This window comes from Actinomadura sp. 3N508 (genome assembly GCF_044326375.1).
GTDB lineage: Bacteria > Actinomycetota > Actinomycetes > Streptosporangiales > Streptosporangiaceae > Spirillospora.
In genome coordinates this window covers 746408-759769 of record NZ_JBIRAX010000001.1, presented here as the reverse complement: position 1 = coordinate 759769, position 13362 = coordinate 746408, and the positions used below count along the sequence as shown (strand labels likewise).

13 protein-coding genes are annotated in these 13362 nt (G+C 70.3%); 7 read left to right on the top strand and 6 right to left on the bottom strand.

The features are described from left to right. Positions 1-87: 87 nt before the first annotated feature. Together ACH34S_RS03480 and ACH34S_RS03475 are read left to right on the top strand one after the other, a co-directional pair. The gene (locus ACH34S_RS03480) at positions 88-402 is read left to right on the top strand and encodes a hypothetical protein (protein WP_395950898.1); all 315 of its coding nucleotides are present in this window, start codon (positions 88-90) and stop codon (positions 400-402) included. Between the two features lie 430 nt (positions 403-832). Next, positions 833-2062 carry an FAD-dependent monooxygenase gene (locus ACH34S_RS03475; RefSeq protein ID WP_395950896.1) on the top strand — a complete coding sequence of 410 codons (1230 nt, stop codon included), beginning with the start codon at positions 833-835 and terminating at the stop codon, positions 2060-2062. Between the two features lie 1535 nt (positions 2063-3597). Here the strand turns inward: ACH34S_RS03475 and ACH34S_RS03470 are convergent. Beyond that, positions 3598-3735, bottom strand: coding sequence for a hypothetical protein (locus ACH34S_RS03470; RefSeq protein WP_395950895.1), 138 nt, complete (start codon positions 3733-3735; stop codon positions 3598-3600). Positions 3736-4019: 284 nt separating this feature from the next. Between ACH34S_RS03470 and ACH34S_RS03465 the strand changes: the two genes are divergently transcribed. Beyond that, a complete protein-coding gene (locus ACH34S_RS03465; RefSeq protein WP_395950894.1) occupies positions 4020-4220 on the top strand; it encodes a hypothetical protein in 201 nt (66 codons plus the stop codon). A gap of 198 nt (positions 4221-4418) precedes the next feature. Here ACH34S_RS03465 and ACH34S_RS03460 read toward each other — a convergent pair whose 3' ends face one another. Beyond that, positions 4419-5531, bottom strand: a complete 1113-nt coding sequence (locus tag ACH34S_RS03460) for an rRNA adenine N-6-methyltransferase family protein (RefSeq protein WP_395950892.1) — start codon at positions 5529-5531, stop codon at positions 4419-4421. Between the two features lie 355 nt (positions 5532-5886). On the opposite strand from ACH34S_RS03460, the gene ACH34S_RS03455 reads away from it, so the two are divergent. Genes ACH34S_RS03455 through ACH34S_RS03440 form a run of 4 tightly spaced genes read left to right on the top strand, consistent with a single transcriptional unit; the run spans position 5887 to position 10345 of the window. Next, positions 5887-6930: a SagB family peptide dehydrogenase gene (locus ACH34S_RS03455; protein ID WP_395950891.1), complete on the top strand. Its 1044-nt coding sequence runs from the start codon at positions 5887-5889 to the stop codon at positions 6928-6930. Then, positions 6908-8860, top strand: a complete 1953-nt coding sequence (locus ACH34S_RS03450; protein ID WP_395950890.1) for a hypothetical protein — start codon at positions 6908-6910, stop codon at positions 8858-8860. The genes ACH34S_RS03455 and ACH34S_RS03450 overlap by 23 nt, the downstream gene beginning before the upstream one ends. Then, complete coding sequence (locus tag ACH34S_RS03445; RefSeq protein ID WP_395950889.1) at positions 8857-9120, top strand: PqqD family protein; 264 nt, start codon at positions 8857-8859, stop codon at positions 9118-9120. Before ACH34S_RS03450 ends, ACH34S_RS03445 begins: the two co-directional genes overlap by 4 nt. 10 nt (positions 9121-9130) lie before the next feature. Continuing rightward, positions 9131-10345 carry a YcaO-like family protein gene (locus ACH34S_RS03440; protein WP_395950888.1) on the top strand — a complete coding sequence of 405 codons (1215 nt, stop codon included), beginning with the start codon at positions 9131-9133 and terminating at the stop codon, positions 10343-10345. Here the strand turns inward: ACH34S_RS03440 and ACH34S_RS03435 are convergent. The 4 genes from ACH34S_RS03435 to ACH34S_RS03420 all read right to left on the bottom strand — a co-directional run bounded on the left by ACH34S_RS03435 (position 10325) and on the right by ACH34S_RS03420 (position 13292). After that, positions 10325-10468 carry a hypothetical protein gene (locus ACH34S_RS03435; RefSeq protein ID WP_395950887.1) on the bottom strand — a complete coding sequence of 48 codons (144 nt, stop codon included), beginning with the start codon at positions 10466-10468 and terminating at the stop codon, positions 10325-10327. The genes ACH34S_RS03440 and ACH34S_RS03435 overlap by 21 nt on opposite strands. A 215-nt stretch (positions 10469-10683) precedes the next feature. Beyond that, positions 10684-10815: a hypothetical protein gene (locus ACH34S_RS03430; RefSeq protein ID WP_395950886.1), complete on the bottom strand. Its 132-nt coding sequence runs from the start codon at positions 10813-10815 to the stop codon at positions 10684-10686. Then, the gene (locus ACH34S_RS03425) at positions 10812-11672 is read right to left on the bottom strand and encodes a polysaccharide deacetylase family protein (RefSeq protein WP_395950885.1); all 861 of its coding nucleotides are present in this window, start codon (positions 11670-11672) and stop codon (positions 10812-10814) included. Before ACH34S_RS03425 ends, ACH34S_RS03430 begins: the two co-directional genes overlap by 4 nt. A 33-nt stretch (positions 11673-11705) precedes the next feature. Then, positions 11706-13292, bottom strand: coding sequence for an MFS transporter (locus ACH34S_RS03420; protein ID WP_395950884.1), 1587 nt, complete (start codon positions 13290-13292; stop codon positions 11706-11708). Between the last annotated feature and the right edge of the window lie 70 nt (positions 13293-13362).

The following is a 13362-nucleotide window of genomic DNA, read 5'->3' as shown; positions in this document are numbered from 1 at the left end:
TCGTCGCGTTGACCTCCAGCACTACGGTGGGGGCCGCCCCGGGGCAGAAACGTCGATATGAACGCTTGTCAGGAGCACCCGCGCCCGGTGACACTGCTGGTCAGCGACTGGCTGCAGGTCGACGCGGTCCTCGAGGAGGACGAACCGCCCGTCCGTCGTCTGGACGAGGTCGGGCTCGGGATGCCCGGCTTCGACACGTTGGGCGCGGTCGCGCCCGTACGTCGCTTCGGGCCGCTCGACGAAGGCACACGGCGCCCGATGTGCGGCACGATGCCCTACCTTGTTGAGGCCCGAGGCGCCCGGCTCCGCCAGCCCACCGCTCACCAACGCCGCACACCAGCGAAGGCACGGCTCACTTCGGTATGCGTGCTCGGTCCCCGTGCGGGCGGTGGTGTCCGGTGAGCCGAGCGCACTCCGCTACTTGATGACGGGTCAACCGCACCCCCACGCCTGGCCCGCCCTCGAGTGAGGCATCTGCGCAGGAACTCGGTCATTCTGAGGATGGGGAGCGGTACCCGTGCCGCAGTCGCCGCGCGCTGGATCTCGTAGTCGCCACGTGGTCGGTCTCTCGACTAGCACAGCTCACTGGCTGGGCACGTGCGCATGTGGATGGGTGACAACGTCCGCTCATGCCGAGTTCAGGGTGTGTGCGGGAGCGTGGACGATTTCGGTCGTGCCGATGAGTTTTGTGGGGATACGTGGTCGATACGGCTGGACACCGACAGCGTTGGGCCTGTGCTGGAGACAGCGCGGGGGGATGCACATGGAGGCAGTGATGAGCGGCGACTCCCAGCAGGAGCACACCATTCGGACTGGCGAGCAGGGTACGCGGGTGAGTGGTCCCCGGGTGTTGGTGGCGGGGGCGAGCATCGCGGGACCCGCGCTGGCCCACTGGCTGCGCCGGTGGGGGGCCGAGGTGACCGTGGTGGAGCGGGCTCCTGAGCTGCGTCGCGGTGGGCAGGCGGTGGACGCGCGCGGGGTCGCCAGAGAGGTCATCGGGCGCATGGGGCTGGACGCGGCGGTGCGCGCGGCGTGCACCGACACCGCAGGCGCGCACACCGTGGACGCGGACGGGCAGGTGCTGGAGACCTTCCGTGCCGACGACGACGGCGGCGACGGGTTCATCGCGGACATCGAGATCCTGCGCGGGGACCTGTCCCAGGTGCTCTATGACGACACCCGCGACGGCGTCGAGTACGTCTTCGGCGACCGGATCGCCGGGCTCGTCCAGGACGCGGACGGGGTCGGCGTGGTCTTCGCGGGCGGCGACCGGCGGCGCTTCGACCTGGTGGTCGGGGCCGACGGGCTGCACTCGGAGCTGCGAGCGATGGTCTTCGGGCCGCATGAGCGTTTCCTGCGCCACCTCGGGCACGTGCTGGCCTTCTACAGTGTGCCCAACGAGTTCGGGCTGGACCGCTGGCTGCTGGAGCACCAGGACCCGGAGTCCGGGCGCTCTGTCCTCCTGCGGCCCTTCCAGGACGCCACCCGGGCGATGGCGATGTTCTACTTCGCCGCGGCCGACTTCGACGTCGACCACCGTGACGTCGCGGCTCAGAAGGTTCTGCTGCGTGAGCGGATGGCGGGCCTGGGCTGGTTGACCCCGGGCGTCCTCGCGCGCCTGGACGACACCCCGGACTTCTACCTCGACCAGGTCGCCCAGGTGGTGATGGACCGCTGGTCGAGTGGACGGGTAGGGCTGCTGGGGGATGCGGCGTTCAGCTCTTCGCCGATGTCGGGGCAGGGCACCGGGCTGGCGCTGGTCGGCGCCTACGTGATGGCCGGAGAGCTGGCCGCCGCCGGATGGGACCCCGCCGCCGGGTTCGCCCGCTACGAGGCGCGGATGCGCTCGTTCGTCGAGGCCAACCAGGAGATCGGCCGGTTGAACGCCCGCAGCCGCGACGTCCCCGGGGCGGACGCCGAGCCGCGCCCCGATTTCGCCGGCGAGTGGTTCACCGAGCTGGTCGGGCGCGCGATCAACGGCGTCGAGCTGCCCGACTACGCGAGGGTGCCGGACTCTGCGGCCCCGGCCGGATCGCCGATCACCTCGCCGGCCAAGCCGTAGGTGCCACATGACGTGTCGGGAGGGATTCACGCGGCATGCCGTGCCTCGCTTTCGACGATCGGGAACGGGACGGGCCGCACACAGCTTCTGCGGACACAAGGCACACCGCTGCCGCCCGGCCCGCAAGCGATCCGCAGATGGGTCGGCGCCTCCCATTGTGGCGAGCCGCCGGCTGCGGGCGGGGCCCGGGTAGACGGACTGCTCAGCGGGCGAGGTGGCGGGAGATGACAAGACGCTGGATCTGGTTGGTGCCCTCGAAGATTGCATGACCTTAGGGGGATAGGACGGCACGACGGCCTCGGCGTCCCTTTTCATGCTCATGGAGATGGTCGGTACGGCCCTGTTCACCTGCGCATATCGAGAGGGCGTTAGCGTCATGCGCTCTGGGTGGGGGTAGTGCGGGAGGTGGGCCGGACATCGGTTGCCGCCTTTCCTGGACGTTTCGAGAGATGATCGAGCTCTCGTCTTCCGCGACGCTCGGTCAGCAGCGCGTTCACTAACGGCACGGATGACCCCGGTGCGAGAGCGAGGCGCTCGTTGAGGGGGCGGAGGCGGGTTGCCGAGCCTCAGCAGGGAAAGTGAGCTGGACATTCAGCCAGCAGTCGTGTTCCCGGGGGACCGTGACGTGGATGCGGGTCCGGTGTGGCGTTCAGCGTTGTCGAGCAGATTGTTCAACAAGCGCGTCAGCCGGACGGATGAGGCGTCCACGGTAACGCCGGCCTTGGCGTCGACGGCGACGGACACGTCCGGGAGCCGGTAGCCCTCGGTGCGGCGGGCGATCTCGGTCCAGACGAGCTGCGCCAGGTCGACCCGCTGCGTTGCAATGGGTGTTGGCCTCCAGCCGGGCCAGTTCCAGCAGGTCGGAGACGATGTCGCGGATCCGTTCGGCGTCGTGCAGTGTGCAAGGAGATCTGGCGGGAACCTGGCCGCCGTGCAGGCCGCCTACCAGCAGGCGCTGCCTGGACCGAGGCATCCCCCGTCGTGCGGAGGCCTGGCTCTGTCATCCGCTTGCCGAGCTCGTTCGACTTGGCGGAGTTCACTCGGGTCCGACACTGTGGTGGCCCTGCGGGGAGGCAGTGTGACTGGGCAAGGCAAGGCGGCCAAGCTGGCCGTTCGTGCTGGGGTATCTTGGGGTGACGTGGGACGACGCGATGTATCGGCCGGGACATCGTAGGTACACGGATACTTTACGTGACAGCGTTCGGATTACTTCTTCTGCCATTGAGGCGATCATCGAGTTGACTTCTAAGAGACGGCGTACGTCAAAGAACGGCCCTGTCGAGAGCCGAAACCACCTGGAGGATCTGAGCCCGTCGCTGCGGGATTACGTCTTGGAGCGCTGCAAGCGCGAGGGGATCCTCGTCACGTCAGTTCGTGTCGTCTCCTCAACCGAGGTCATCATTCCCTGATCGCCGAATCGGCCAACGGACCAGCGCGCAAGCGTGCCGACCGGAAATCCTCGCTCGGAACTTCAACCGTGTGGGGCCGGGACCGGCGTGGATGAGCGGGTGAGGGGCCGGTGCCGCACGGTCTCCTCACCTGGGTCGGGGGCCGTCGAGTCCGATGATGTTGCCGAACGGGTCGGTGATCTGGGCGATGCGGTGTCCAATGCCGTCGCCGGGAGTGCAGAGGCCGCGATGGCGGGTGCAGCCGCCGGCCACCAGTTCGGTCAACGCCGGCTCCGCCACCATCCTCCGACCCTTCAGTGCGAGCCCCGGACTTGTTCGGGACTCGCGCACGTATCCGCTGGGTCTACCGGTTGACCGAGATCGATTCGGGTATCGTTCCCACGTGCCGACCTATGATCGGTTCCGCAATGACGTGACCCACCTTCAATCCGTCCATCCAGATGTCGAGCTGCGTCTCGTCTGGACGGGCCCCGGTGAGCCGGTCACCGTCGACCTGGTCGGCACGCCGCCCGACGTGCGCAACCATGGCCTGGCTGAGGCGGCGCTACGTGACCGCGCTCGCCGACGCCTGGGGCGTCCCGCTGCGCCTGGTGGTCGAACCGGTGCGCGGCGACCAGGACGTCGATCCCGCGCGGCTCATCCGCTGGTACGCCCGACATGCGATCCAGGAACCGGCCGGTCTGCTCCGGTGTCCACACCATGAACTTGCTCGGCCGGTTGGCGGGTCCGGCGGATCCGGAACACATTGACAGGACGGTGACCGGCACGCTGCTTGGTCTCAGCGAGGCGTTCCAGGTGGCCCCTGCGCCAGGCGTCGACGCGAGGGGCGGTCCACACCAGCGCCTTCTGCTTCCTGGCCGTGGGGATTAGCGCGCAGGGAGTGCTTTCGCCCGGGAGGGCAATCGCAGATCGGTTTGAGCGGAGCGAGTGCTGGGTGCAGACCGTTCCTACTGTGCCGCCTCACGTACTTGCAGGTCGTACCGGAAGGGCGGGCGCGACAACGACCACCGGGCGGACCCGCGCGGTGAGGTGTCGGCCAGGCGTGCCGTTATCTGCAGGTCGGCGGGGTCGAGCGGTTCAGCTGCCTGCGCGCGGGTGCGGAGTTCGGCGGATAGGGCGGCGGCGTCGCCGTATCCGAAGAGCCGCTCGTCACGGATCACCGCCAGGGCCCCAGCCCGCTGGTCGTACAGGCCGGACGACGTTTGGCCGAGGTGCAGGGAGAAGATCTGAAGCGCGCGTTCGTCCGCCAGCGCCAGCGAGGGGAACCAGCCGCGCGCCAGGCCGGGCACGGCCTCCTCGACCGTGGGCTTCTCGTTCAGGAGCCGCCCCAGCCGCGCGGTGCCCGACGGGTCGAGGAAGTCGGCGGTGACGAAGTGGCCGTCGCCCAGCGGACGGTAGCCGTCCGGACCGGCGTGCGCCCCCCGCAACCGCAGGAAGGCGCACGGCTCGCAGCTGAGGCCGCGCAGGACGTCGCCGTGACGTTCGAAGGCGACGCTCACCTCCAGGCCCGGTCGCAGCCACAACGGGACGACCAGCCGGCCGCCCGGCGCGAGCTGCTCGAACCAGGCGGTGGGCAGGTCCCATACGCCCACGGTCGCCTGGATGCGGTCGAACGGGGCGGCGTCGGGCGCGCCGCCGGCGCCGTCGACCGCGCGCACGTCGACCGCCGGGCCCAGCCGCCGCGCCGCCCGCTCGGCGAGCGCGGGATCGATCTCCAGCGAGACCACTCGGGCGGCCAGGTGCGCCAGCAACGCGGCGTTGTAGCCGCCGGCGGTGCCGATCTCCAGGACGCGGTGCCCCGGCCGGACGTCCAACTGCTCCAGCATCCGCGCCACGATCGTCGGCTGGCTCGCGGTGCTGGCCGGAAAGCCGTGGCCGTCCTGGGTGAGGGTGACGGCGCGGTCGGCGTAGGCGTCCTCGGGCGGCAGGCCGGTGGGCAGGAACCGTTCCCGCGGCACCTGCCGCATCGCCTCCTCGACGGACTGGGAACGCACCGCCCCGGACGCTTTGAGTTCGTCGACCATCGCGCCCCGCCATGCGGTCGTATCTCCTGTCACCACTCGCTGACCTCCCATTTTCGCTCCCGTCAGGGACGGTAGTCGCGAACACTTGAGAACGCCGGGATTTTACCCCTGATTTACCTGATTCCGTTTTATGATCGCGGTGGAGTAGCGGGGCAGAGGATTTTCGGAACCATCTGCACAGTGAGTAGTCAGAAGGAGGCCTCATGAAGCGTTGGGAGAAGCCCACGATTCGTGAACTGTCCATCACCGAGCTGGAGAGCATAGCCGAACTTGACATGGCCTTCGCCGTCATCACGTTCTGCACTGACTTCGCATGACCGCGACCGCCGAATAGGCGGTTGACGGGCGTGACCCACCGCCCCCTACTCCGCCATCGTCCAAGGAGCGTGATGTGGCGTCGACTACCGTTGTGCGCACCCCGCATGTGGTGGTGGAATGGCGGGAACAACGGCTGGTGGCCACCGATGGGGCGACCGGCCGCAGACACGCGGTCACCGTCGAGGCGCTGCGCGTCCTGGACGTGGCCGGAGCGCCCGCCACGGCCGCCGACCTGGCGGTACGCGCCGGGGTCGAGCCCGCTGTCGTCGTCGCCCTCATCGCCGCCCGGCTGCTGGTGCCACATGACCGGGTTCCCGAGCGTCATTACTGGTCAGCGGCCGAACTGGTGGTCCAGCGTACGACGAGAACGGCGCGACCGGTAGCCGACCGCGAGGCCACACGGGACCTGATGGAACCACCGGACAAGGACACCGCGGGGCCGTCCCTGGAGCTGCCCGTGGCGGAGCCGGCGGACGATCCCCCGTTCAGCCAGGTGCTGGCCGAGCGCAGATCATGCCGCAGATTCGGTGACACGCCCATCGACGCGGCAATGCTCGGACGCTTTCTGGAGATGGCCTGCGCGGTCCGGCAGGACGCCCGGAAGTTCGGCAGCGGGGTGTCGTGGCGGCCCCATCCGTCGGGCGGCGGGCGGCATCCCCTGGAAACCTACGTATATCCGCTGAACGTCACCGGTCTTGAGCCTGCCGTCTACCGTTACGACCCTTTCCTGCGTCATCTGGAGCAGGTCGACAAGGCCGACGAGTCGTTTTTCGAAACGGTGCGCAACCTTCATGAGCATACCGAACTAATGGAAGGCGATCCCGCCGTCCTTCTGGTGGTCACCAGCGTCTTTGGGCGAACGATGTGGAAGTACGACAATGGCGGTCTGCTGATCGTGCACCAGGACGTGGGGGCCCTTTACCAGACGTTCTATCTGGTGGCGACCGCCCTCGGGCTCGGGGGCTGCGCCATCGGCGGAGGAAGCGAGGCCCTCATCGCCGGCGCATTGAACATCGATCCGTTGCGGGAAGGGCACGTCGGCACCTTCCTGCTCGGTGTTCCCGCCGACGACCGGTACCGGGATCCGCTGCGTGATGTCTTCGCAGAAACGCTTTGAGCGAACCCGCGCCGGGCGGGGTCACGCCCGGCGCAGATACGGCGGTCTCGTCTCGCGTGCCGCGTTCTCGCTGGTCCGAGACGGCCGCGTGCCCCGCGTCGTCGAGGCCGACCGGCAGGCCGCCGATCAGCGCCAATGGTGCGCCGACGCGGTCCGCGCCGAGGCCCGGCGGCGGCTGGACGTCGTCCTGACCGCGGCCGGGACGGCGCCGTTCTACCAGCGGGAACCATGGTGGGACCGGCTCGCCGACCCCGAGCTGCGCGACCTGCCCGACCTGACCGGCCTGCCCGTACTCGAACGCGACGAACTGCGCCACCACACCGCGCGGCTCGCCGCGTCCACGGCCGATCCCGGGCAGCTGGACCTGACATTCACCTCGGGGACGAACGGCGCACCGAGCCACATCCTCCGTCCCCGCGACGTGCCGTCCGACCAGGGCGCCTGCGAGGCACGCTGGTACAGCGGGCTCGGCCTGCCCCGCGTCTTCGACCTCACCGCGGTGACCCCGTGGCCCGGAACCGGCCGGGTCAACGCGGCACTACGGGACCTCCGGGTGGGGTACCACGAGCTGGGAGCCCGGGACGTCCTGCGCCGCCTGGAGCACCGGCTCGGGGCCGGAGACCTGCTGCTGTCGAGCCCCGACGTTCTCGCGCTGCTCCGCGACCGGGTACGCGACTGGAACGACGTGCGCGTACTGGCCTCCTCGTTCGAGGTCTCGCACTCTTGGCCGACGGACGGGGCATCGCCGCCGACGGCGGAGATGTACTGCGCGGCCGAGGTGGCGACGCCGATCGCCTTCTCCTATCCGGGGTGCGCGGGCATGCACGTCAACGCGGACTTCGTTCATGTCGAGGTCGTCGGCCCTGACGAGGCACCGCGGCCGTACGGCAGGGCAGGGGCCATTGTCGTCACCGATCTGGTCAACACCGCGATGCCGATCCTGCGCTACCGGATAGGCGACGCCGGTACGCTCCAGGAACCCGGCGCCTGCTCCTGCGGGCGCGCGTTGCCGCTGCTACGCGTCCACGGACGGCTGGTGACGACGGTGCGCGGCGAGAACGGCCCGGTCCCGGCGAAAGCGCTCCGCTCGCTGCTCGGCCCCGGCATGCTCGAACAGCGCACCACCACGGAGTTCGTGTTCCACGGCACCGTTGAACCCGGCCGGTACGAGACGGCGGCAGAGGGGTTCGCGCGACTGCTCGGGCCCGTCTCGATCTCCACCGGACCCGAGGCGCACCAGGACCTGGCTCCCTGGGACGGCGCCGTACTGTCGACGGCCCCACGGCACCCGGTGAAACGGCACTTCGCCGGACCGGCCCCCACCCGCTGGGCCTATCTCCGCCAGGACTCCTCGCCCCCCGCCGCATCGTCCGTTCGCACCGCCCGTGATACGGCGCGCCGCGTCCTCCGAGAGCGGTACGCCGCCGAGGGACGGATCACCGACGTCCCCATCGTGGACACCTCACGCAGCATGTATCCCCTGTTCGAGGAGGGCACGCGGGTGCGCGTCCGCTGGGGACGGCCGCACGGCGCGGGGCTGCGCGGCCGGGTCGTCCTCCTCCAGCTTCCCCAGGACCTGCTCGCCGCGCACCGGGTCGCCGACGTCCGGACGACCCCCGACGGCCGCACCGAGATCCTCCAGTTCGCCGACAACTACGATCCGCACAACCCGTTCTGCTACTTCTGGGTCTCGATCGACGATGTGCTGGGCACTGTCATCGGCCTGCGCACGGCGCACGGCCGCACCGTCGACCTCGGGACCCGGCCGGCTCACCTCGCGGGACGGCTCGTCGCGGCGGCCGATCGCGCCGTCACGGGCGCAGGGCGGCCGGACCGGTTCGCCGTCCTGCCCCTTCTGCTCGTGCAGAAAGCCGTCTTCCGCATCTCCTCCCGCCTTCTCCAGAAGACCAGTAGAGGAACCACCCCATGACCGTCTACGCCCATGCCGGTGACGTCGAGAGCAACGACCTCGGGGAGCAGATCCTGCTCACCACCCCGTCCGGAAAGTACCTGGTGCTCGAGGGCACCGCCGCGCTGCTGTGGCGGCTCATCGACGGATCGCGGTCGCTGGGTGACCTCGCCGCCGCCTGCGGCGCGGAGTACGAAGGGGACGCGGCGCGGATCCGCGAAGACCTGGCCGACGTACTCGACGACTGGGCCGGCCGCGGCCTGGTGACGGCCGCGGTCTGACGGGGCGCCGATGCAGGAACGCCTCAGGCTGCGCGTTTTCGGGACACCCGCCCAACTCGCCGCGGTCCGGCCCGAGCTGGACGAGCAGTTCCGCCGCTGGGCCCCGCTGTGGCGGCCTCCCGCCGATGTCGACCTGCGCCACCACTTCGCCCTCCCGGAGCTCCTCGGCCACGTCCTCGCCCTCGGCAGCCTCGAACGCGACGACGGCGATCGCCCGATCGAGTTCGCGGGATGCGCGACGTCCACCGCCGAAGCGATCACCGCATGCGTCGGCGAGCTGGTCGAACGCGTCGCCGCCCGCCGATGGCGCCCGGACGGCGTCCGGGCCACCGCGGCCGAGCTGGCCGCCGCGGGGGAACCGGTCCTGGACGTGCCGGGCGTGATCGGCCGTCCCGTCTTCCCCGCGCGATGGCCCTTTCCCGACTACACCCCGGACCGCCCGCTGACCTGGACGCGAGGAACCGCGGTGGACGACGGGCGGCCCGTCTGGATCCCCGAAGCCCTGATCGCCCTCCGTGACGTCCCGTCCGATGGCCGGCTCAGCGAGATCACCACCATTGGCCTCGCCGCCGGGCGGGACCCCGCGTCGGCGGTGCGCCATGCCACCGCCGAACTGCTGGAGCGCGACGCCGTGATGCGGGTCTGGGCGGGCGAGGCCCACTTCACGCCGATCGACGGCATCCCGCCGGAGATCGCCGAGGCCCTGGAACGCGACGCCCGGCTAGGCTGGACCACCGAGCCGCTCCAGACCACGGCCCTGACCGGACGACCGGTCGCCGCGGTCCTCACCCGCAGACCCTCCACCTACTCGTTCGGGATCGGTTTCAGCGCCCACGACGACCCGGCCCAGCGGCTGCGGCACGCCCTGGCCGAGGCCGTCCAGGTACGGCTGCTCGCCGCGCTGTACGGGAACCGCCGGGTGGACGACGTCACCACGTTCCAGGACCATCTTCTCTACTACTGCAATCCCGACCGCTTCGCCCTGCTCGACCGCCTGACTCACGACGACGGCCGCGGGCGCGGCGGCGGCCGCGTCGCCTCGCCCCCCGCCGCCCCCGGCATGTCAGCGGCATGGGTGAGACTCGACGGAGAAGACGACGGCCCATCGGTCGTGCGCGTCGTGGCGCCGGGCCTCCACCACATGGAGGTCCGCTCATCCTGCGCCCGCACCCCCTTACCTCCGTCCGCTCCCACCGGCGACTACCTACCCCACCCCTACCCGTGACGGCACACCCGAGCGCAGATAGATCTCGGTGACGACGAAGAGTTCGCTCCGGCGGCGAGCCAGCGACGCCGTCGAAGCCTCGACCAGTTCCTGCCGCTCCAGCAGCAATTGGGTTTCGACCATGGCCAGCGTCGCCGGCGGAACCTAGACCTTGCGCGCCATTTTGTACTTCGCGCACTTCTGCAGCTCGAACTCCACCGGCTGTCCCCGCCGACGCACCCCTTCGCCAGCTCGGGCATCAGCATCGTGGACCACTCCTGAAGCCGCATCCCGGTCAGCACCGCCAACTCCAACGCCGCCCGGCTCCGATGCGGCGCCCACCCGCGAAACCCCCTCGCTCACGCTGCCATCCGGCAGTCCTGGGTGATCGCAGGGAGGGTGAGGGGCGTCATCATCCTGTCCAGGCCGATCAGCGAGGAGGACAGAGTGGCGGCGAGCAGGGCGAGCGGGCCCTTGGTCCGCACGGTCATGCCGGTGGAGCGGCGTAGTGCCGGGCGATCTCGTCGCTGGTGGTCAGCCATACGTTGGAATGGCCGGCGATGTATTCGAGGGCCTGGTCCAGGTACTTGGCACGGAATGCCTGTCCGGTGACGAACGGGTGGAGGGCCAGCGCCATGACCCGCCCGCTTTCGGAGGAATCGGCATAGAGCTGGTCGAACTGGTCGATGACGGTCTGGAGGAACTCGGGTCCGGTGAGGCCGTTCATGGTGAACAGGCACAGGTCGTTCAGTTCGAGGGAGTACGGCACGCTCAGCATTCCGGGAACGTTCAGCCGGTACGGCTGGTCGTCGTTGGTCCAGTCCAGCAGGTAGTGCACGCCGAGTTCGGCCAGGAGCGCCGGGGTCTGGAACGTCTCGGTGAGCGCCGGGCCGAGCCAGCCCCGGGGGCGGTGGCCGGTGGCGTTCTCGATGGTGCCGACGACCTCTGTCAGGAAGGCGCGTTCCTCGTCGGCGGACATGCCGGTCTGCAGGATGGAGTTGTTCCTGCCATGTGCGAGCCAGGCCCAGTCCCGTTTCCGTCCCGCCTCGATGATCTGCGGGTAGCGGTCGGCGACGTCGGAGTTGAGCAGGACACTGGGCCTGATCCCGTGACGGTCGAAGATCTCCATCAGCCGCCATATACCTACGCGGGGCCCATAGTCGCGCCAGCCGTAGTTCAGCGGATCGGGCGCCAGGGCCGCCGTCGCCTCGTTGAGGCTCGTGGAGGGACGGTCGATGAGGAAATGCTCGACGTTCAATCCCACGTAGAACGCGACGCGGGCGCCGCCGGGCCATCGGATCGGCTCTCGTCCGACGATCGGGGTGTAGTCGAAGAGTTCGTTCTCCATCGCTGTTCTCCTTCGTCTAAGGGCAGGTACGGGTCATCGAACGGCTGGAGCCGTATCGGCATGGTCTGGGGCTTCGGGGCGGGGCTCTCCTGTGGCGACCGGGCTTTGCCGCCGCAGTGCCGTCAGGGCGACGGCGAGGACGACCACCGCCAGCGCGGCGGCGACCGTCGCGGCGACGTGGAAGCCGGAGACGAACGCGTCCCGGGCCGCGTCGGTCAGCCGGTGGGCGAGCGGTGCGGGAAGGTTCTCGGCCGCCGAGATCGCGCCGCCGAGGGTGTCGTGGGCGGCCTGCTCGGCTTCGGCCGGTGTTCCGGCCGGGACGCGGGAGGCGACCCGGTCCCGGTAGACGGCCGTGGCGACGCTGCCGGTGATCGCGATGCCCATGGCCAGGCCCAGGTCGTACGCCGTCTGCCCCGCCGCCGCGGCCGAACCCGCCTTCTCGGCGGGCGCGGCGGTGACCGCCAGGTCCGTGCCGAGCACGCTGATCGGGCCGATGCCGAACATGATGACCGTGATCGCCGCGGCGGCGGCGACCGGGCCCGCCGCCTGCGCCGCCAGGACGTAGCCGGCCAGGGAGACCAGCGTCCCGGCCACCAGCACGCGGGCGGGCCCGGCGCGCCGGACCAGCGGCGGGGTGAGCTGGGAGCCGAGCAGGAACGCGGCGGCCGAGGGCAGCAGCCAGAGCCCGCCCGCCATCGGCGACAGCCCGCCGACCATCTGCAGGAACGGCGGGACCAGGTATTCGACGCTGTTGAGCGCCATCATGCCCAGGAACAGGATCGCCAGCGCGGCCGAGAAGGTGCGGTCGGCGAACAGCCGCAGGTCCAGCAGCGGGGCCGCGAGCCGCCGCTGCCGCCGGACGAACAGCCACCCGAACAGGACTCCGGCGACGCCGGCGGCGGCGACGGGCGCGTGCCAGCCGTGTTCGGCGATCCGCTTGATCGCGTACACGACCGGCAGGACGGCCAGCAGGAACAGCGGCACGCTCGGGACGTCCAGCCGCCCGGCCGAGACGTCCCGGAACTCCGGCAGCACCGACCGCCCCGCCGCGAGCACCACGACCATGACCGGGGCGCCCAGCAGGAACACCCACCCCCACCACAGCTCCGACAGCAGCAGCCCGCCGAAGACGGGTCCCAGCCCGACGCCGAGCGCCAGCGCCGTGGACCACAGCGAGATCGCCCGGGTCCGCTGCCCCGGGTCGGTGAACATGGCGCTGATCAACGACAGGGTGGAGGGCAGGATCGCCGCTCCGGCGACGCCGAGGAGGGCGCGGGAACCGATGAGCACCTCCGGGCTGCGCACCGCCGCGGCCGTCAGCATCAGGAACTCCACCAGCAGGTAGAGCGCGGCACCCGCCAGCAGCAGCCGGCGGCGTCCGATGCGGTCTCCCAGGGTGCCCATGACCACCAGGAATCCGGCGGTCATGAACCCGTACACGTCGGTGATCCAGAGGAGTTCGGCCCCGCTCGGCCGCAGGTCGGCGGTGAGGTCCGGCGTCGCCAGCCACAGCACCCCGAGGTCGGCGGTGAGCAGCATGGTCGGCAGGAGCAGCACCGCGAGCCCCAGCCATTGCCGCGCACCAGCCTTGGCCGCAGGCTTGTCGTGTCTATCGTCCATGCCTGGGACGGTAGGAGCGCGGCAAGGGCCGCCGGGAGGACCGCGGACGCCGCCGGGAGGACCGAACGCG